Source organism: Arthrobacter sp. Z1-15 (assembly GCF_054792395.1).
In genome coordinates, this window is the sequence record NZ_CP096454.1 from 2,030,649 (window position 1) to 2,048,982 (window position 18,334).

At 65.6% G+C, this 18,334-nt stretch carries 17 protein-coding genes; 12 read left to right on the top strand and 5 right to left on the bottom strand.

Annotation, left to right across the window (positions count from 1 at the left end; translation table 11 throughout):
* Nucleotides 1-7: 7 nt before the first annotated feature.
* Genes M1D40_RS09330 through M1D40_RS09345 form a run of 4 tightly spaced genes read left to right on the top strand, consistent with a single transcriptional unit; the run spans nucleotide 8 to nucleotide 4,082 of the window.
* Nucleotides 8-1,252 carry a Gfo/Idh/MocA family protein gene (locus M1D40_RS09330; RefSeq protein ID WP_461168653.1) on the top strand — a complete coding sequence of 415 codons (1,245 nt, stop codon included), beginning with the start codon at nucleotides 8-10 and terminating at the stop codon, nucleotides 1,250-1,252.
* Nucleotides 1,249-2,253: a sugar phosphate isomerase/epimerase family protein gene (locus M1D40_RS09335; RefSeq protein ID WP_461168654.1), complete on the top strand. Its 1,005-nt coding sequence runs from the start codon at nucleotides 1,249-1,251 to the stop codon at nucleotides 2,251-2,253. The genes M1D40_RS09330 and M1D40_RS09335 overlap by 4 nt, the downstream gene beginning before the upstream one ends.
* Nucleotides 2,254-2,262: 9 nt before the next feature.
* Nucleotides 2,263-2,961, top strand: coding sequence for a ThuA domain-containing protein (locus tag M1D40_RS09340; RefSeq protein ID WP_461168655.1), 699 nt, complete (start codon nucleotides 2,263-2,265; stop codon nucleotides 2,959-2,961).
* A 32-nt stretch (nucleotides 2,962-2,993) separates the two neighbouring features.
* Nucleotides 2,994-4,082, top strand: coding sequence for a Gfo/Idh/MocA family protein (locus tag M1D40_RS09345; RefSeq protein ID WP_341393211.1), 1,089 nt, complete (start codon nucleotides 2,994-2,996; stop codon nucleotides 4,080-4,082).
* A gap of 234 nt (nucleotides 4,083-4,316) precedes the next feature.
* Here M1D40_RS09345 and M1D40_RS09350 read toward each other — a convergent pair whose 3' ends face one another.
* Complete coding sequence (locus M1D40_RS09350; RefSeq protein ID WP_461168656.1) at nucleotides 4,317-4,760, bottom strand: YciI family protein; 444 nt, start codon at nucleotides 4,758-4,760, stop codon at nucleotides 4,317-4,319.
* Between the two features lie 173 nt (nucleotides 4,761-4,933).
* Here M1D40_RS09350 and M1D40_RS09355 point away from each other — a divergent pair, with 173 nt between their 5' ends.
* The 3 genes from M1D40_RS09355 (at nucleotide 4,934) to M1D40_RS09365 (ending at nucleotide 8,234) form a co-directional block, all read left to right on the top strand.
* Nucleotides 4,934-5,911 (top strand): DUF2332 domain-containing protein, encoded by a 978-nt coding sequence (locus tag M1D40_RS09355; protein WP_461168657.1) that lies wholly within the window; start codon nucleotides 4,934-4,936, stop codon nucleotides 5,909-5,911.
* A gap of 90 nt (nucleotides 5,912-6,001) precedes the next feature.
* Nucleotides 6,002-7,105: an AAA family ATPase gene (locus tag M1D40_RS09360; RefSeq protein WP_461168658.1), complete on the top strand. Its 1,104-nt coding sequence runs from the start codon at nucleotides 6,002-6,004 to the stop codon at nucleotides 7,103-7,105.
* A gap of 823 nt (nucleotides 7,106-7,928) precedes the next feature.
* Nucleotides 7,929-8,234, top strand: a complete 306-nt coding sequence (locus tag M1D40_RS09365; protein WP_104054271.1) for a DUF4193 domain-containing protein — start codon at nucleotides 7,929-7,931, stop codon at nucleotides 8,232-8,234.
* Between the two features lie 166 nt (nucleotides 8,235-8,400).
* On the opposite strand, the gene M1D40_RS09370 is transcribed toward M1D40_RS09365, so the two are convergent.
* Nucleotides 8,401-8,970, bottom strand: coding sequence for an SOUL family heme-binding protein (locus tag M1D40_RS09370; RefSeq protein WP_461168659.1), 570 nt, complete (start codon nucleotides 8,968-8,970; stop codon nucleotides 8,401-8,403).
* Between the two features lie 82 nt (nucleotides 8,971-9,052).
* Here M1D40_RS09370 and M1D40_RS09375 point away from each other — a divergent pair, with 82 nt between their 5' ends.
* The gene (locus tag M1D40_RS09375) at nucleotides 9,053-9,679 is read left to right on the top strand and encodes a peptide deformylase (protein ID WP_341393121.1); all 627 of its coding nucleotides are present in this window, start codon (nucleotides 9,053-9,055) and stop codon (nucleotides 9,677-9,679) included.
* Here M1D40_RS09375 and M1D40_RS09380 read toward each other — a convergent pair.
* Nucleotides 9,676-11,760: a S9 family peptidase gene (locus tag M1D40_RS09380; RefSeq protein ID WP_461168660.1), complete on the bottom strand. Its 2,085-nt coding sequence runs from the start codon at nucleotides 11,758-11,760 to the stop codon at nucleotides 9,676-9,678. The genes M1D40_RS09375 and M1D40_RS09380 overlap by 4 nt on opposite strands.
* Before the next feature lie 62 nt (nucleotides 11,761-11,822).
* Here M1D40_RS09380 and M1D40_RS09385 point away from each other — a divergent pair, with 62 nt between their 5' ends.
* The 4 genes from M1D40_RS09385 to M1D40_RS09400 all read left to right on the top strand — a co-directional run bounded on the left by M1D40_RS09385 (nucleotide 11,823) and on the right by M1D40_RS09400 (nucleotide 15,163).
* Nucleotides 11,823-12,668 (top strand): methyltransferase domain-containing protein, encoded by an 846-nt coding sequence (locus tag M1D40_RS09385; protein ID WP_341393123.1) that lies wholly within the window; start codon nucleotides 11,823-11,825, stop codon nucleotides 12,666-12,668.
* 166 nt (nucleotides 12,669-12,834) lie between these two features.
* The gene (locus M1D40_RS09390; protein ID WP_461168661.1) at nucleotides 12,835-13,362 is read left to right on the top strand and encodes an NfeD family protein; all 528 of its coding nucleotides are present in this window, start codon (nucleotides 12,835-12,837) and stop codon (nucleotides 13,360-13,362) included.
* A gap of 137 nt (nucleotides 13,363-13,499) precedes the next feature.
* Nucleotides 13,500-14,522 carry an SPFH domain-containing protein gene (locus M1D40_RS09395; protein ID WP_461168662.1) on the top strand — a complete coding sequence of 341 codons (1,023 nt, stop codon included), beginning with the start codon at nucleotides 13,500-13,502 and terminating at the stop codon, nucleotides 14,520-14,522.
* A 287-nt stretch (nucleotides 14,523-14,809) separates the two neighbouring features.
* Complete coding sequence (locus M1D40_RS09400) at nucleotides 14,810-15,163, top strand: RNA polymerase-binding protein RbpA (RefSeq protein ID WP_104054264.1); 354 nt, start codon at nucleotides 14,810-14,812, stop codon at nucleotides 15,161-15,163.
* 156 nt (nucleotides 15,164-15,319) lie between these two features.
* Here M1D40_RS09400 and M1D40_RS09405 read toward each other — a convergent pair whose 3' ends face one another.
* Together M1D40_RS09405 and M1D40_RS09410 are read right to left on the bottom strand one after the other, a co-directional pair.
* On the bottom strand, nucleotides 15,320-16,048 hold the full coding sequence (locus M1D40_RS09405; protein WP_461168663.1) for a polyprenol monophosphomannose synthase: 729 nt from the start codon (nucleotides 16,046-16,048) through the stop codon (nucleotides 15,320-15,322).
* A gap of 553 nt (nucleotides 16,049-16,601) precedes the next feature.
* Nucleotides 16,602-18,245: an amidohydrolase gene (locus tag M1D40_RS09410; RefSeq protein WP_461168664.1), complete on the bottom strand. Its 1,644-nt coding sequence runs from the start codon at nucleotides 18,243-18,245 to the stop codon at nucleotides 16,602-16,604.
* Between the last annotated feature and the right edge of the window lie 89 nt (nucleotides 18,246-18,334).

Below are 18,334 nucleotides of genomic sequence, written 5' to 3' on the forward strand. Positions count from 1 at the left end.
AATTTCAATGCCGCAGGCAGAAACCACCCCGCTTCGGATCGGGATGGTCGGGTACGCCTTTATGGGCGCCGCCCATTCACACGCATGGCGCAGCGCCCACAGGTTTTTCGACCTTCCGCTGACCCCCGAGCTGACGGCTCTTGCCGGCCGCAACGCCGCGGCAGTGGGGGAGGCGGCCCGGAAGATGGGATGGTCCTCCACCGAGACGGACTGGCGGGCACTGATCGAACGCGACGACATAGATCTCATTGACATCTGCTCGCCCGGCAACACCCACGCCGAAATTGCCATCGCCGCGCTGCGCGCCGGAAAACACGTCCTCTGCGAAAAACCGCTGGCCAACACTGTTGCCGAAGCCGAAGAAATGGCGGAGGCAGCCCAGGAGGCGGCACGGAACGGAGTGTTTGCCATGTGCGGGTACTCCTACCGCCGCACGCCCGCGCTGGCGCTGGCCAAACGGATGGTCGACGACGGCCGGCTGGGCAAGATCCGCCAGGTGCGTGCCCAGTACCTGCAGGACTGGCTCTCGGACGAGAACGCGCCGATGACCTGGCGTCTTGACCGCAGCATCTCCGGATCCGGCGCCCTGGGAGATATTGGCGCCCACATCATTGATGCAGCTCAATTCGTCACCGGACAGCAGATCACCGGCGTTTCCGCCCTGCTCGAAACCTTCACCCGACGCCGTCCGGTCGGCGGGGATTTTGTCGGCCTCGGCGGCCATGGGGACACCGGAACGGACCAGGAAATGGGCGATGTGACCGTGGACGACGCTGCCATTTTCAGCGCCCGGTTCGACGGCGGGCCAATCGGCGTCTTCGAAGCCACCCGCGCCGCGCTGGGCCGCAAAAACGCGATGCGGCTGGAAGTGAACGGAACCCTTGGCTCCCTCGCCTTCGACTTCGAAGACATGAACTTCCTGCAGTTCTACGACGCCGCCGACCGCAGCGGCGAGCAGGGGTTCCACCGGATTATGGTCACCGAACCCGAGCACCCCTACACGGGCAATTGGTGGCCCACCGGGCACGGGCTGGGTTACGAGCATGGATTTACGCACCAGGTCGTGGATCTTGTCACGGCACTGGCGGCCGGAAGCCAGCCCACGCCGTCGTTCGCCGACGCCCTTCAGGTGCAGCGTGTCCTCGGTGCCGTCGAGGAGAGCGCAGCAGACGAGAGCCGCTGGACGCCCGTCGACACGGGCCCGGCCCCGGCAGCAAGAGCATTCACAACCGCAGCAGAGGAGATTCGATGACCCGCCCAATTACGTTGTTCACCGGCCAGTGGGCCGACCTTCCCTTCGAAGAAGTCGCCCGGCTCGCCGGAGAGTGGGGCTACGACGGCCTGGAAATCGCCTGCTGGGGCGACCACTTGGATGTGTGGCGGGCGGTGGAGGACGACGAGTATCTGCAGGACCGGCTGGACATCCTCAAGCGCAACAACCTTTCGGTCTATGCGATTTCCAACCACCTTAACGGGCAGGCCGTCTGCGACGACCCCATTGATGAACGGCACCAGGGGATAGTCTCCACCCGGGTCTGGGGCGACGGCGATCCCGAGGGCGTCCGCACCCGTGCGGCCGAGGAGCTGAAAATGACCGCCCGCGCAGCGGCCCGGCTTGGCATAAAAACCGTCACCGGTTTCACCGGCTCGGCCATCTGGAAGACGGTGGCCATGTTCCCGCCCGTTCCGGAGGGCATGATCGAACGCGGCTACCAGGATTTCGCCGACCGGTGGAACCCCATCATCGACGTCTTCGACGAAGTGGGGGTGCGTTTTGCACTTGAAGTCCACCCGTCCGAGATCGCCTACGACTACTGGACGGCGAAGCGCACCCTGGAAGCAATCGGCCACCGCGAAGGGTTCGGGCTGAACTTTGACCCCTCGCACTTCATCTGGCAGGACCTCGATCCGGCCGCTTTCCTGTACGACTTCCAGGACCGGATCTACCACGTCCATGTCAAGGAATCGGTCAAGCAGCTGGACGGCCGAAACGGCCGCCTCGGGTCGCACCTGCCGTGGGGCGATCCGCGCCGCGGCTGGGACTTTGTCACCGCCGGTCACGGCGATGTCCCGTGGGAGCGGATCTTCCGGATGCTGAACGCCATCGGCTACGACGGCCCCACCAGCGTCGAATGGGAAGACGCCGGCATGGACCGGCTGGTCGGCGGTCCCGGTGCCCTGGCACTGGTGAGATCGCTGGCACAAATTACTCCGCCGGACGCCGCCTTCGACTCAGCTTTTGCAACCAAGTAAAGGAACCCCATGAGCACCACACGCCAGGCACTCGTTGTCCGGGGCGGCTGGGACGGGCACCAGCCCGTCGAAGCCACCGATCTCTTCCTGCCTCATCTGCAGGCCAGCGGGTTTGACGTCCGGATCGAGGAATCACCCAAGGTCTACGCCGACGCAGATTACATGGCCGGCGTCGACCTGATCGTCCAGTGCAACACCATGAACACCATTGAGCGGGAGGAGTTCGAGGGCCTGCGGGCCGCCATCGAAGCCGGCACCGGAATGGCCGGCTGGCACGGCGGCATTGCGGATTCCTACCGCAACAATTCTGATTACCTGCACCTGATCGGCGGACAGTTCGCCTGCCACCCGGGCAAGCACCCCCAGGAGCGGATCGGTGATGCCTCGGATAACTTCATCGACTACACCGTAAATATGCTTCCGGCCGCTGCCGACCATCCCATTACCGCCGGAATCACCGACTTCAACCTGCGCACGGAACAGTACTGGGTGCTGGCTGACGACTACATAGACGTCCTGGCTACCACCACCCTTCCCGCGCGGGAATGGGACGCCTGGCAGCGCCCCGTCACCTGCCCTGCCGTGTGGACCCGTCAATGGGGGGAAGGGCGAATCTTCGTTGCCACGCCCGGGCACTCCGTGGACATCCTGCAGGATCCGAATGTCACCACCATCATCGAAAGGGGCATGCTGTGGGCGAGCCGCTGAAAACCGCACCTTCCGAAGTACTGCGCATCGGGATGGTGGGCTGCGGAAACATCAGCGCAGCGTACCTGGAGACGTTCCCCGGACTGGACGCGGTGACGCTTGCCGCCGTCGCGGATCTGGACATGGACCGGGCGCGTGCCGTGGCCGCCGCGTATCCCGGGGTTCGTGCCCTCACGGTGGACGAGCTCCTGGCCGACGACGGGGTTGACCTGGTCCTGAACCTCACCATCCCTGCCGCGCACGCCGAAATCGCGCTCAAGGCCCTCGCGGCCGGTAAGCATGTGTACGGCGAAAAGCCGCTGGCGGCCAGCACCGCGGAGGGGCAGACCATGCTGGCCGCGGCGGAAGCCGCGGGACTGGTTCTGGGGTCGGCACCGGATACCGTGCTGGGCACCGGCATCCAGACCGCCCGCAAAGCCATTGATGATGGGCTCATCGGCACACCCGTCTCCGCCACGGCCACCATGGTCACGCCGGGCCACGAGCGGTGGCATCCGAACCCCGACTTTTACTATGTCCCGGGCGGCGGACCGCTGCTGGACATGGGACCGTACTACGTCTCCGCCCTGGTCACGCTGCTCGGACCCGTTACGTCGGTGATCGGGGCCGCCAGCAGCACGCGCAGTACGCGGACCATCGGTTCCGGATCCCGTGCCGGCGAAGTAATCCCGGTCAGTACCCCCACCCATGTCACCGGCGTCCTGACCCACAAATCCGGCGCACTCTCGACGCTGGTGATGAGTTTTGATGCCGTTGCCACCCGCTCCGCGAACATCGAAATCCATGGTGAAACGGGCTCGCTGACGGTTCCCGACCCCAACCGGTTCGACGGCGACGTCCAGCTCCGCGCGCTCGACGGCGAGGACTGGGAGACCCTGCCGGTATCCGCCGGCTACACCGGCGCCTCACGGGGGATCGGGCTGCAGGACCTTGCCCGGACCCCGGCAGGCGAGTTGCCGCGGGCCAGCGGAGAACTGGGGTTCCACGTACTGGAGGTCATGGAAGCGGTCCTTACGTCCGCTGAAGCCGGCCGCTCGGTGCAGGTTTCGAGCACCTGTGACCGTCCGCCCGCCGTCGGCCTTTCCCATACCGCAGAAGAGGAGGCCACCAGCCTGCAGTAGCCGCCCTCCTCAGGCCTGGGGATGCTGCCCTACCGGGCTGGGGCACAGGCATGGCACTGCGTGATGGCTGCCCGGATCCCGTAGTTCCCCGGACCCGCCCGAGGGTATCTGTGCGGGCCTGGGCAGCCCGGCCGCGGGCCGGAAGGCGCACCGCCAGATTGCGTCACGGCGCCAGGTTGTGTCACGGCGTCAGATTGTGTCACGGCACTGCTCCGAGACCCGGCACCGCAGCCGCTACGGGTTGTCCGCCCGGAACCTGCCTTCGGCATCGCGCCATCCCTCTTCTTTTAGGATGTATTCGTTGTCTACAAAATCGGCGAAGTCGCCTGCGTCCGTCACTCGGCGCACCTCCAGCTTCGACCCCGGTCCCAGCGGACAGCGGACCGCCCACCCTGCAGCCTCCTCCTGCGAGGCCGCCTGGATGATCCAGAACCCGTTGAACAGCTCGTGGGTTTCTCCGTACGGGCCGTCGGTAATCAGGGGTGGCTCCTCCGCAAAATCGACCACGAAGCCGCTGTCGCGGGTTACGTCGGCCAGCCCCTCACCTGCCAGCAGCACCCCGGCGTTGATCATTGATTCGTTGTAGGCGCCCATTTGGTTGATCACCTCTTCCATGGGCACGTCCTTGAAGGCTTCCTTGGCCTCATCGGTGGAACGCATGATGAACATGTACTGCATGGCCTGCTCCTTTGGTGGGTGTGAGGACGCCCGGTGCGTCTTCTACTATCCCGTCGATCGGGGCGGCTGGATATCGACACCGGAATAAAAACTGGCGGAGCAGCCGCGGAAACAGTTCAGGGACAGGGAAGGATAGTCGGGGCAGCGGGAGGGCAGGTGGCTACAGTGGAGCCATGACCCACGCCACAGCGGAGAGTTATCAGCGGTTTGCCCGCCTTGAAGCGCAGCCCACCTCACCGATCTACGCCGACTGGGCGGCGTCTGTCGCCGAAGACCACGAGGTGCTGGAACTCATCGCTTCGCTCCCGCGGGCCAAACGCCAGCCCAACCTGATATTCGCCGCAGCCCGCTCTGCCGGTGCACCCTTGGGTTCCTCCGCTAATTTTCTCCGCTGGCTTGCGGATAACTGGGGCAGGGTCGAAGCGATCGCCAGGTCGCGGATGACCCAGACGAATGAAGCCGGCAGGTGCGCGGTCCTCCTGCCGCTCCTCAGCCGGATCGAGGGGCCGGTGGCGCTGATAGAAGCGGGAGCATCAGCGGGGCTCTGCCTGTATCCGGACCGTTACAGCTACCGGTACCGGAGCGCGGCAGGGGAGTACGTACTCCATCCAAAGGACGGTCCCGGCGCCGTCGAGCTGCCGTGCTTCCTGGAAGGCATGCCGCTGCCCTCACGGCTGCCGGAAGTTGTCTCGCGTGCCGGCATCGACCTGAATCCCCTGGACCTGCAGGACCGCGCAGATGCCCGGTGGCTCGAAACCCTCGTCTGGCCGGAACACGATGCCCGGCGGGAGCGCCTGCGCGCGGCTGCCGGCGTCGTTGCGGCAGATCCGCCCCGGCTGGTCCGCGGCGACATCGTGGACGAATTGCCGCGACTGGTTGCCGAAGCCCCTTCGAACGCCGCCGTTGTCGTCTTTCACAGCGCCGTGCTGGTCTACCTCGAGCCGGAGCGCCGGCGGCAGTTCATCGATCTGGTGCGGTCCCTGGACGTCATCTGGATCAGCAATGAGGGGGAGCAGGTGCTTCCGGAAATCAGCACACTGCTTCCCTGCAGCGCCGGCGGCAGAACAGTGCTGGCGCAGAACGGCATTCCGTACGCCTTCACGGGTCCGCACGGTCAAAGCTGCGAAGGATTTCAGGCGTCCGCCGAGTGAGATCAGCCCCATAAGATCGCCGGAAACAGGTTCACCGGGCGTGAGTTCACCTGAGTACACTGTGTACACAAGAGTTCACAGGAGGACATAGTGGCACCTGATCCGGCAAGGAATCCGTTTCGCCCCACAGCGGGAGCTGAACCGCCGCAGCTTATCGGCCGCGCGGGGCTTTTGGATGAGTTTGCCTACGGGCTGCGCATCCGCTCCGGCGCGCCCGGGCTCCTGACCATCTTCACCGGCGCCCGGGGAATCGGCAAGACGGTCATGCTGGGCGAAGCGGAGGATGCGGCGCGCGGCCAGGGCTGGGTTGTCGTCTCCGAGACGGCCACACGCGGTTTCCTCGGCCGGATCGGAGAGTCCATGCGCGCGCATGCCGAGGAACTGGGCGGCGGGCCGCCCGGGCGCAGGATCACCGGGATCAGCGCGGCAGGCTTCTCCCTGACCACCGAACTCCCGCCCGAGCAGCAGACGGGATGGCGCCAGGTGGGTGAGCATCTCCTGGACCTGCTGGAAGAGCGGGGAACCGGCCTGGCAATCACCCTGGATGAGATCCACGGCGCCGACCGGGATGAACTGGCGCAGCTGGCTGCTTCCGTGCAGCACTTCATCCGGGAAGGCTTGCCCATCGCGCTGGTCTTCGCCGGCCTGCCGGCTGCCGTCTCCGACCTGCTCAATGAAGGAGTAGCCACCTTCCTCCGTCGCGCGGACCGGATCGACCTGCATGCAGCGGCCGTCGATGAAGTGGAGGCATCCTATCGGGAGACCTTCACCGGACTCACGCATTCGCTGGAACCCGGACTGGTTCGCGCCGCCGCGGTGTCCACCGGGGGATACCCCTTCCTCATCCAGCTCATCGGCTACCACCTGTGGCAGCTGGCCGAGGTCACGGACGGCCCCCTGACCGAAGAGACCGTTGAGCTGGCTCTCGCCGCAGCCCACCGGAGGAATACCCGGGTTGTCATAGGTGCCGCACTTTCCACTGCCTCACCCAAGGACCTCGACTTTCTGCGGGCCATGGCCGAGGACGACGGCCCGTCGACAACCGCCGACATCGGACAGCGGCTCGGGAACCAGAAGAACACCATCGGCAACTATCGCGCCCGCCTCATAGATGCCGGGCTGGTCCAGCCGGCCGGCCGGGGGCTGCTGGACTTTGCCATTCCCGGCCTTCGGGAGCACCTTCGCCGGACCTAGCATTCAAAGTTGGGCTTGAGCCTTTGACTGACATTGCAGGATACTAAGCCGCTCCAGTTCCAGGCAGCGGGCAGCTCCTGCAGGGACCGGCGCAGGGGACCCCTCCTCAGCGTTACTTGACATAATGTAGATTATCGGCGTTATAAGCAGGGCTGCCGAAAGGGGTTTTCATGGTCTCGTCAGATGTTCTGACATTTGCGCCAATCCCCTGCATTTTCGGCACTTTTATTCTCCTCCGCCCAGCTCTTCGGCGGGCAGCTCTCCAGCCGCCTTCGCCGGGCCCGGGAAACGGCATGCGCGCCGGCGGCCCGGCAGGCACACACAGGTTGCATGCGCGGCAGCTCGAACCCCTTCCGTGCCATCGAGCGAAACAGTTGACATAACGTCCCCCGGGAGCCGAACAGCTCTATGTGCGGCATACTTCCCCTTGTTGACATAACCATTGATGCAGTGCCGAAGGCCTCCTGGCGTCGGCTGGACCCTCCGCCGCTGCTTGTCATAACGTACCCGGCGGCTGAAATCCGACGATTCCGCCACCCGACATAATTCGCTGTCGGACGCGCACACTCCACTGCCGCATTCACCCTGCCGCACACTCACCCTGCCGGACAGCACCCCTTACGCCTGTGCCCCCCACCCCCCTCCGGGTGCTGCAGATCCATGACCTGGAGCACAAATTGCTGAAAATATAGGACGCTGATCACTTCCCCGGGAGCCAAACAGGCCCTAAGATTTGCCATCACGGTTCCAGTTGGTGAAATTGGCCCATCTGCCTATATGATCTACGCTCAACCCCCCAAAATTCAGGAGATAAGCACTTCACATGGCTACTGATTACGATGCTCCGCGCGTCAAGGAAGAAGACCGCCCCAGCGACTCCCTTGAAGGACTGAAAGCCCAGCAGCGCGGCGGCGCAATGACGGCTGTTCGGGACGTCGCTGACGAAACGGATGCCATCGACGGTTTCGAACTTCCCGGTGCTGACCTGTCCGGTGAAGAACTGCTGATCAAGGTTGTCCCGGCTCAGGCTGACGAGTTCACCTGCATGTCCTGCTTCCTGGTTCGGCACCGCTCGCAGATCGCCAAGGAAAAGAACGGCGACAAATACTGCGTGGACTGCGAAGGCTAAGCACCCCGACGCCCTCCCGGTTTGGATGTCACGGCTGACCCGTGGCATCCAAGCCGGTATTTTTTTGCCTGCAGCTTTTTGCCTGCAGCTTTTCGGCTGCAGCTGCCGGCACCGCTGACGTTGCCGCCGTTTAGCCAGCCCGCTGTTTGTTTAGCCCGCTGTTTATTTAGTCCACTGTTTGGACTACTTCATTCCGGCGGAGAAACCACGGCTTATAGGGCGGATCGAAGAGTGCAAACCGCGGCCGGCCCCGGGGGGTGAGGCCGGCCGCGGCCACCGCCTCCCCCAGCGCCCAGGCATGATCCAGATAATTGTGGGGTGTCCAGCGGCCGGTAAAACCTGCAGCAGCACCCCGGGCCTCCGGTACCGGCACCAGTGATACGGCCGGATCGTCAGGTTCGGGCGCGGTTGCCGCCGATATCGACCCGGGCAGCACAAACGCCACGGTGTAGGCATCGGCTAAGGATTCCGGCTGCAGGAGCACCGGGGCGGTCATCGGAATGCGCCGGGCGGAAACAGCCGGGAGCCCGCCGGGCCCCGGCAAACCGTCTCCTGAGGCGTCCTCCCGCAGCGTGTTCTGTCCGCTGATGTACCCGAACAGGTAGCCGAACGCGGCGCTGCCCGCGTCCTCCAGCGTCGAGTGGACAGTGACCTGCACAATGAGATGCGCGGGGTAAAGTCGCAGCTCGAACCCCGGAAAAACTTCCAGCACCGTATACGGCTGTTGTTCTGTCATGGTGGGCTGAGCGTACCGCCCCGCCGGCCGCCTGAAAACAGCCGGAGACAACCGGGCCGCCGAAGGCAATTAGGATGGGGCGGTGCCCACAGAAACTTCCCGCATCCGTGATCTCGTCCTGCCCCTCCTGGAGACGGAACTGCCGCCGATCGTCCAGCTCGGACATCCGGCGCTCCGCCAGCCGGCACTCCCCTATGACGGGCAGCTCAGCCCCGAGGAACTCAGCGCCTTCATCGTGCTGATGCGCCGGGTGATGCACGCCGCGCCGGGGGTTGGGCTGGCAGCGCCGCAGCTCGGAATTCCCCTGCAGATCGCGGTGCTGGAAGACCGGTTCGACGCCGACCCCGAGATCAGCGATGTCCGCGAACGCCATCCCCTGCCGTTCTTCACGGCCGTCAATCCCGTTTACACTCCGATCGGCACTGAAACCGCGGAGTTCTTCGAAGGCTGCCTGTCATTTAACGGCTACCAGGGTGTTGTGCCCCGGTACCGCTTTGTATCCCTGCAGTACACCGACGCTGGCGGCGAATCGGTGGAACGGAGCTTTCAGGGCTGGCAGGCCCGGATTGTGCAGCATGAAACGGATCACCTGCACGGCACCGTATACGTGGACAAGGTCCTCACCCGGTCACTGTGCAGCAACGGTGAATACCTGCACCGCTGGGCCTCGCCGTCGGTGGACGAGGCCCGGCGCGCGCTCGGCTTCTAGGGTTTTGTTTCCGGGTTGGCCGGCGTCGGCAGCCACTGCGCCCACCAGCGCAGGATGTGCTCAAAGCGCTGCCGGCGGTGCCACGGGGATCCTGCCCGCGACAACTCGTGATTCTCGCCCGGGAACAGCAGCAGTTCAGCCGGAACACCGTTCTGCTTCAGCGAAGTGTAGTAGCGCTGCGCCTGCTCCACGGGGCACCTCAGGTCCTCTTCCGAGTGGATCACCAGAGTGGGTGTCCGCACATCGCCCACGCGGGCCATCGGGCTCTGGGCGAGGACCCTGTTCTGATCGGTTCCGGTGTATCCGGCGCTGAAGAACCAGCCGATGTCCGCGGACCCGATAAAGGACAGCGGATCCAGGAACCCGCGCTCCACGATCGCTGCAGTGAACCGGTGGTCATTCGCCGTCGTCCAGGCACTGAGGTAACCGCCGTAGGAGCCGCCCATGACGCCCAGGCGGCCGCCGTCGAGCTCGGGATGGGACTGGAGCACCCCGTCCAGGAAGGACAGGACATCGTCCAGGTCCCTGATTCCCATTGCTTCCTTGATAATCCGGCCGTGCTCCTGCCCGTAACCGGCTGAGCCGCGCGGATTGCACTGCACCACGGCGTAGCCGGCCGCGGCGTAGGCCTGTGCCTCGTCGAAGTAAGCGCAGTCGAACTGGGCGAACGGGCCGCCGTGGATGTTCAGCAGCACCGGGTGCGGGCCGGGCCCCTCGGGCAGGACCACCCAGCCGTGCACGGGATAGCCGTCCCGGGAAGGGTGCGTTTCCTCGAGCGCCGGGGCCACACGGGTTTCAGCGCGCAGCGGCGCCGAGAAATCCGTCAGCTGCCGCAGCCCGCCGGCCTCTGCCAGGGCAGCCTCGCCCATGGTGGTGCCGTCGGCATAGCTGACGACGACGGCGCCGCCGGCCGCCGCCGCTGCACCCTGAACCACGCGCGGTCCCGGGACGAGCACCTGCCGCTCGCCGGAGGGATCCACCTGCAGCAGTTCCACCGAACCCCGGGTGCGGTTGAAGACCAGCACCGACGAATCCCCCGCGGGCACAATGCCGCCTTCCGCCAGGTCGAAGAGTTCGGGATCGGTCAGCCGCCGGACGGGGCCGGCGGCATCGGCGGGAAGGACGTAGAGCGCTGCGTTGCGGGCTACAAAATCCGTTCCGGAAGCGGACAGTTCCTGCCCCAGGAAATACAGCCAGTTGCCGTCGATGCTCGGTGTCGGCAGAGATGCGCCCACAAGCGTACCCCCGCCGTCCGTATTCGTCAGGCGCTCCGGCGCCGAGCCTGCTGTGAGGTCAAGCGAATACACATCGGACACGAGGTCCTCGTCGGCGCCCGCGTGCAGGGCAGCCGTGAACAGGATCTGTTTGCCGTTGGCGGAAAAGACGGGAGCCGAGGCGTCGGCATCGGCGTGGGTCAGCTGACGGGCCTCGGGGAACTGTCCCCGGGCACCCTCTGCCATCCCGCCCGCCGGCGTGCCGTTTCCGCCGCCGGTTTCGGCAGCCTTCTCCTGCGCAGCTTTGGCCCGGCCTACGGGAGCGATCCATGGCTCTGCGTCCAGCGCCGGCAGGTCCAGCAGGAATACCTGTGAACGTTTGTCCGCGGTGTACCCGGCACCGTTCGCCCGGTATTTATAGGTGCTGATCAGTCTCGGGTCCTCGGCAGCGGCACCCACGCCGTCAACCGTTCCGTACCGCCCGTGCTGCGGCACTCGGGAGGAAAACACCAGCTGCGAGGAATCCGGGGAAAAGTTGAACCAGCTCACTCCCATTGCGGAGCCGGTCAGCTGCACCGGCTCACCGCCGGCAGCAGGCACCGCGTACAGCTGCGGCTTGCCGCCGGGCAGGGACCTCAGAAACCCCAGGACCGTTCCGTCCGGGGAGAACCGCGGCCGGGTGTCCGCAAAGCCCAGGGTCAGGCGGCGCGGAGCGGCTGTGCCGGCAAGCGGGACGGTCCAGAGCTGGCCGACATAGGCGTCGGCGGCAAAGTCGGGACGGGTCACGGACACCACGGCGTGCGTGCCGTCCGGATGGATAGTAGGAGCTGAGACGGACTGCAGGAGATTCAGATCACATGGTTTCACCCGACCGAGCCTACTACCGGGGCGATTCCCGGACGCAGATACGGCACGCCTAAGATGGATAGATGCCCCCCGCTCCCCTGACCCTGCTGCTGTGCCCTGTCTGCCGCGACCCCCTGGCCCCCTCCGAAACGGGCACCCCCTCTCTCGCCTGCGGCCGGGGCCACCGGTACGACGCCGCCCGGCAGGGATACTTCAACCTTCTGACCGGCAGCGGCACCAAGTTCCAGGCCGATACCGCGGACATGGTGCAGGCACGGGTCGACTTCCTCGCCGCCGGCCATTACCTGCCCATGGCGCAGGAGCTGGCGCGGCTGGTCGCAGCGGCGGCACCCGCTGCCCGGACCGTGCTCGACGCCGGTGCCGGCACCGGCTACTACCTGCAGGCCCTCGCCGGGGAACTGCCGGACACCGCTGCCGTGGCGCTGGACATTTCCAAGTTCGCGCTGCGGCGTGCAGCCCGGGCACTCCCCGGAGCCGCCTGCCTGGTATGGGATGTCTGGCGTCCGCTGCCGCTGGCAGACGCGTCGGTGGACGCGGTGCTGAATGTGTTTGCTCCCCGTAATGCCGCCGAGTTCCGGCGCGTACTGCACCGCGACGGCCTCCTCGCCGTCGTCACGCCGCAGCCGGAGCACCTGAAGGAGATCCGTGCCCTGACCGGGATGCTGGACATCGGCGGGGAAAAAGAATCCCGGGTCACCGATGCCCTCGCGGCACATTTCCGCCCGGAGCACACCCGGCACTGTGAATATCCCATGCAGCTCTCGGCCGCGGACATCCGCAACGCTGCACTCATGGGACCGTCTGCCCGGCACGTCAATCCGGAAACGCTCGACCGTGCCCTGGCGGCAATCACCGGCACCGTTCCGGTCACGGCCGCGTTCTCGCTGCAGCTGTTCCGCGCTGCCTGACTTCCGGGGACGGCACGGGGTATGATGCCGGACACTAAAAGCGGCGCCCAAACGTTATAGTCAGCAACGGTGTCAAAGGGACAAAACCGGCTCATTTTCAGGCAGAATGGGCAACACCGCCCGCACAACCGACCGCCGTCCTTGCGGCGGAGCCGAAGGGGACAATATGCAGGACATATACCAATGGCTGCTCGACTACGGCTGGGCCGTTTGGCTCGTGCTGTTCCTGGGACTGGCCGCCGTCGAAACGCTGACGCTGGATCTATTCTTCGCAATGCTGTCCGTGGGGGCCCTCGGGGCCATGCTCGCGGCCCTTTTTGGTGCGCCGCTGTTTTTGCAGGTGGTGGTCTTCTGCATCGTGTCACTGCTCATGATCGTGCTTGTACGCCCGCTTGCCCTGAAGCACCTGGAACGGGGTCCACGGGACCAACGCTCCAACATTGAGCGGCTGATCGGTTCACCGGCGCTGACCCTGGAAGCGGTGTCCGGCACCACGGGAACCGTGAAGATCAACGGCGACATCTGGACGGCGCGGACGCCGGACGGCTCCAGCCTCACCGCCGGCGCACCGGTTCTGGTGACGCGCATCGAGGGCGCCACCGCCGTCGTCGTTCCCGCACCTAACGGTGCGCATTCCCCGGACCAGCACCCTTCTGACGGGCTGACGGACGGGCAGGGCGGCGGCCAGCGCTGAGCACAGCCGCCGCTGGACCGGTGCGCCGCTCAACAGAACCACCGCCGGCGACGGCGAAACACCATCCGGGGGCAGACTGCCGCCGGACGAGAACACGGCGGAGTCCGGACGGACCCGCCAAAACCTGAAGGGGGAATATGAGTTCCGGAGCTACCGGCCTCATCATCATTCTGGCTGTCCTGATAATTTTTGTCCTGGTCATCCTGGTGAAATCGGTCAAGATCATTCCACAGGCACGCGCGGGCGTCGTCGAACGGCTGGGTAAGTACCAGCGCACGCTCAACCCGGGCCTGACCATCCTCATTCCATTCGTGGACCGGCTGCTGCCGTTGCTGGACCTTCGCGAACAGGTGGTCTCCTTCCCTCCGCAGCAGGTGATTACCGAAGACAGCCTCGTGGTTTCCATCGACACTGTGGTCTACTTCCAGGTCACCGACCCCCGTGCCGCCACCTACGAAATTGCGAACTACATCCACGCCGTGGAGCAGCTGACCACCACCACTCTGCGAAACGTGGTGGGCGGGTTGAACCTCGAGGAAGCACTGACTTCCCGTGACCGCATCAACGGCCAGCTGCGCGGAGTCCTGGACGAGGCCACCGGCCGCTGGGGCATCCGCGTCTCCCGCGTGGAGCTCAAGGCTATTGAGCCGCCCCTGTCGATCCAGGATTCCATGGAGAAGCAGATGCGTGCCGAGCGTGAACGCCGTGCAACCATCCTGACGGCTGAAGGAACAAAGCAGGCCCAGATCCTGAACGCCGAAGGCCGCCGCCAGGCAGCCATCCTCGCCGCAGAGGGTGACGCCAAGGCCGACATCCTCCGCGCCGACGGTGAGTCCCAGGCGATTGCCAAGGTGTTTGAGGCGATCCACAAGGGCAACCCGGACCAGAAACTGCTGGCGTACCAGTACCTCCAGACGCTTCCGAAGCTGGCCGAAGGCACGTCGAACAAGCTGTGGATCATTCCCAGCGAACTCGGTGAAGCCCTCAAGGGTGTCGGAAGTGCCCTGGGGAATTTCGCGCCCGATATGCCGTCGGCCAACGGCAGCTCTTCCGGGACACCAACCGGCAACGGATCGGTACCGGGCAAGGGTTCCGCCCCCGCAGCCGCGGCTGCACCGGCGGCCCCCACTCTGGCTGACTCCCCCGAGGCCCAGATCTAGGAAGCACTGGTCAGCGCAGGCGTCCGTGCCCGGTATAATTGGTTGTTTGCCGGAGTCTGTCCCCCGGCCCGGCCCCTGAAACCGGCCGCGGACCCTGCGTTGGAACATTTGGCGCGGAATCGGCGTTTACATCAGTGGACCGCCGGCGGGACGGAACGCACGGCCCGGATGCAGCTGATGCATCCAAGCCGGCCGGCAGCAAAACGTGACGGTGCCGGAGCGGAACGGCACCACCAGCACTACAGATGGGTCCCCCAGGGATCCTTCGGACTGAAGAGGGAGAAAAGATGAGCGATCGCAGCCTGCGGGGTATGCGCCTCGGCGCGCAGAGCATGGAGACTGAATCCGGTGTCGAACCGGCTCCCCGCCAGCGGGTGGAATACCGCTGCGAGGACGGCGAACGGGTCTTCGTGACATTCGCCGCCGAGGCCGACGTTCCTCCGGTTTGGGTATCCAAGACCGGCAAGGAAGCCCTCCTGGTTGACGGCGAAAAGCCGGACACCAGCAACGACAAGCCGGTGCGCACGCACTGGGACATGCTGCTGGAACGCCGCAGCATCGAAGAGCTCGAGACAATCCTGCAGGACCGTTTGACCATCCTGCGTGAACGACGCGGAGAGCGCACTTCGGCCTCCAAGTAATACCGGCCTCCAAGTAATACCGCTCAACGCTTCGGCGCTCCCCCGTCCGGGGAGCGCGGCACGGGCGACAAAGGAGGGCGGCTGCCGTACGGCAGCCGCCCTCCTTTGTGCTTGGCGCGGGTAGTGCTTGGCGCAGGTAGTGACCTGCAGCCGTGGTTAGCCCCGGCCCGTCAGCTTCTTCCAGCGGGCGCCCAGTCCCCACTTGGTGACGTTGGCCATCGCTTCGAACACGATGTTGCCGCTCATCTTCGAGGCACCGAATTCCCGCTCGACGAAGGTAATGGGCACTTCACGGATAGTGAGGCCGAGGCGGGCCACGCGGAAGGTCATGTCGACCTGGAATCCGTAGCCCACGGATTCAACGGCGCTGAGGTCCAGCTTCTCGAGCGTGGCGCGCTGGAATGCACGGTAACCTGCCGTGATGTCGCGGACACCGATGCCCAGCATCAGGCGGGAGTACAGGCTGCCGCCCCTGGACAGGATCTTTCGGTGCAGCGGCCAGTTGACGACGGATCCGCCGGCCACCCACCGGGACCCGATCACCAGATCCGCTCCTGCTTCGGCTGCTTCCAGGAGCAGGGGCAGCTGCTCGGGCTTGTGGGAGCCGTCCGCGTCCATCTCCACCAGGACGTCGTAGTCCCGCTCCAGACCCCAGCGGAATCCGGCAATATAGGCTGCTCCCAGCCCTTCCTTGCCTTTGCGGTGCAGCACATGAACGCGGGGATCGGCGGCGGCAATCTCGTCAGCGTACGCACCGGTGCCGTCCGGGCTGTTATCGTCCGCGATCAGTACATCCGAGTCGGGCACCGCCGCCCGCAGCCGCTGAAGCGTCTTGGGGAGGGATTCGATCTCGTTGTAGGTCGGGATGATGGTCAGGACGCGCACGCATTCGCCTTTCATTGGGGATGGCTGCTCAGGCGCAGCCCGTGGGGTGGGTACCCCGGCAAGACTTCCCAGTATATGGGAGCGGCTCTTGCACGGCGTCCAGCTTCGATGCCGTGCCCGTCACATCTTCCCCGCATACACTGCGTACACCGTGTACACCGCCGTACACAGAGGCTATGCACAGCAGTCACAGAAACCAGCACTCGTCACTCCCCCAAGAGCTGCGCACACACAAGAGCAGGCCCTTCCGCCTTCGGGCCAGAACCGGTCGAAGCCGGAACTGTTTTCTACTGACGGTCAAGCCTGCCCCTGGTGCGCACTGCTAAACCTGATACCGCGTTCGTACCTGGCGTTTGCCGCCGAGTACTCACTCGGCTCAGCGTGCGATGTGCTGATTCTTTCCGGCGCAGCGGATTCGGTGTCCCGAAGACCGCCTGCGATTCCCCTAGCCTACGTGCTGTCGGGAATGTGTCAACAAGCCTCTGACTAGGGCCTTTGCTCGTCTTTGCAGGTCAGGCGGGCAAAACGTCCAGCGCTTTTGTGCCGGCCCCGCTCAGAAACCTACTGCCCGGTACAGTTCGGTGCCGTCGTGAACGGTGAGCAGGCAGCGGGGTTCGTGACCGGTGTCCAGCGCGGGAAGCAGCGGGGTCCCCGCCCGGGGGTCGGTGCTCCACGCGGCGCCCTTGGCGTCGGGCGTCTGCACCATCAGTTCCTCGACTTCCCAGACCGCGTAGGAGGCGGGAGCGCCGGGAGCGAGCTGGCCCAGCATGAAGTTTCCGGCGCCGGCAGCGCGCCAGCCGGCACGCGTGTGGCCGATGAAAGCTGCACGGGCGGAAATCCGCTCCGCAGGATTGGAATGAGAGACAGCGGCACGGACGGCGGACCACGGCGTCATGGGGATTACCGGCGAATCGGAGCCCAGGGCCACCATCACGCCCGCTGAGAGCAGGGACGCATACCGGTTCATGGAACCGGCCCGCTCCCCCAGCCGCTGCTCGTAGAGACCGCCGCTGCCGCCCCACGCGCTGTCAAAACCCGGCTGCATGCTGGCTACGGCCCCGAAGCGCACCAGTTCGGCGACGGCGTCGTCGTCGGCCAGCTCCAAGTGTTCCATGCGGTGATGAGCGGCCCGGATGTGCTCCTCGCCCACGGCCTCGGCTGCTATCCGCAACCCGGCCAGGACCGTGTCCAGGCCGGCGTCGCCGATCACATGGAAACCGCCCTGCAGACGTGCGCGGGTGGCAAGCTCCAGGTGCCGGCCGGCCTGCTCCGCGCTCAGGTACAGGGTGCCGCAGGATTCAGGGGCATCCGTGTACGGTGCGCGCAGGGCTGCCGTACGGGCGCCCAGGGAACCGTCCATGTTCAAGTCGCCCGCCAACCCGATCAGGCGGCCCTCAAAGGGAGCCGTGGCCTCGGCAAGTTCCGCCTCGGTCTGAACCAGCTGCCCCCAGTAGGGAAGAATCTGCGGGAGCGGGGACTCACCCAGCGAACCCTCCAGAACCATCAGCTGGCGCAGGTCCTCAACCGGAGAAATGTGCGGTGCTGCCATTTCCGTTACCGCGATGATGCCCTGCCCGGCGGCGTGCTTCAGGGCAGCCTGCTGGTAGCGGGAGCGCTGGGCCAGATCCAGGGACCGGGAAGCGGTGCGGGCCAGCGTGTGGGCTGCGCGCACCACAAACCCGTTGTCCCAGCCGTCGTACTCCGCCAGTTTCAGGTTGGCGGCCAAAGTTCCGGAAACCACGGCGCAGTGCACGTCGGTGCGGGCCAGGTAGACCGGCCGGTGGCCCGAGGCGGCGTCGAGTTCCGCCGCCGTAGGTACCCGGCGTTCGGGCCATGCCGACTCGTCCCATCCATACCCCGCAATGAGCCCCTCCGTGCCTTCGGCGGCCTGGGCCACCAGGTCCAGGAGTTCGGCCAGCGAAGCGGCGCGCGTGAGGTCGAGCGAGGAAAGCGCAGCTCCGGTCTCGGTGACATGGGCGTGGGCGTCCACGAACCCGGGAGTGATAAGGGCACCCTGCAGATCCACCACGGTCATGCGTGAATCCTGGAGGGAGGTGGCAGCGTGTTCGGAACCGACCCACGCCACTGTGTCCCCCTCCACCAGCATTGCTGTGGCGAAGGGATCTGCCGCACTGTAAACGGACCCGTTGCGGTAAAGCGTCAGCTGCGGGGCGGCGGTAGGAGGCTGGGGGTTCAAGGATTCACCTGTTTTCTGTAGTGCTGTTTGGTTTCGGTGCTGCCGGTTCCGCTGTCCGGTCTGGGACACGGTTCATGGCAGACTCTCCC

Coding starts and splice junctions, on each gene's coding strand:
- M1D40_RS09330 (WP_461168653.1), top strand. CDS start 8: ATGCCGCAGGCAGAAACCACCCCGCTTCGGATCGGGATGGTCGGGTAC.
- M1D40_RS09335 (WP_461168654.1), top strand. CDS start 1,249: ATGACCCGCCCAATTACGTTGTTCACCGGCCAGTGGGCCGACCTTCCC.
- M1D40_RS09340 (WP_461168655.1), top strand. CDS start 2,263: ATGAGCACCACACGCCAGGCACTCGTTGTCCGGGGCGGCTGGGACGGG.
- M1D40_RS09345 (WP_341393211.1), top strand. CDS start 2,994: ATGGTGGGCTGCGGAAACATCAGCGCAGCGTACCTGGAGACGTTCCCC.
- M1D40_RS09350 (WP_461168656.1), bottom strand. CDS start 4,760: ATGCAGTACATGTTCATCATGCGTTCCACCGATGAGGCCAAGGAAGCC.
- M1D40_RS09355 (WP_461168657.1), top strand. CDS start 4,934: ATGACCCACGCCACAGCGGAGAGTTATCAGCGGTTTGCCCGCCTTGAA.
- M1D40_RS09365 (WP_104054271.1), top strand. CDS start 7,929: ATGGCTACTGATTACGATGCTCCGCGCGTCAAGGAAGAAGACCGCCCC.
- M1D40_RS09370 (WP_461168659.1), bottom strand. CDS start 8,970: ATGACAGAACAACAGCCGTATACGGTGCTGGAAGTTTTTCCGGGGTTC.
- M1D40_RS09385 (WP_341393123.1), top strand. CDS start 11,823: ATGCCCCCCGCTCCCCTGACCCTGCTGCTGTGCCCTGTCTGCCGCGAC.
- M1D40_RS09390 (WP_461168661.1), top strand. CDS start 12,835: ATGCAGGACATATACCAATGGCTGCTCGACTACGGCTGGGCCGTTTGG.
- M1D40_RS09395 (WP_461168662.1), top strand. CDS start 13,500: ATGAGTTCCGGAGCTACCGGCCTCATCATCATTCTGGCTGTCCTGATA.
- M1D40_RS09400 (WP_104054264.1), top strand. CDS start 14,810: ATGAGCGATCGCAGCCTGCGGGGTATGCGCCTCGGCGCGCAGAGCATG.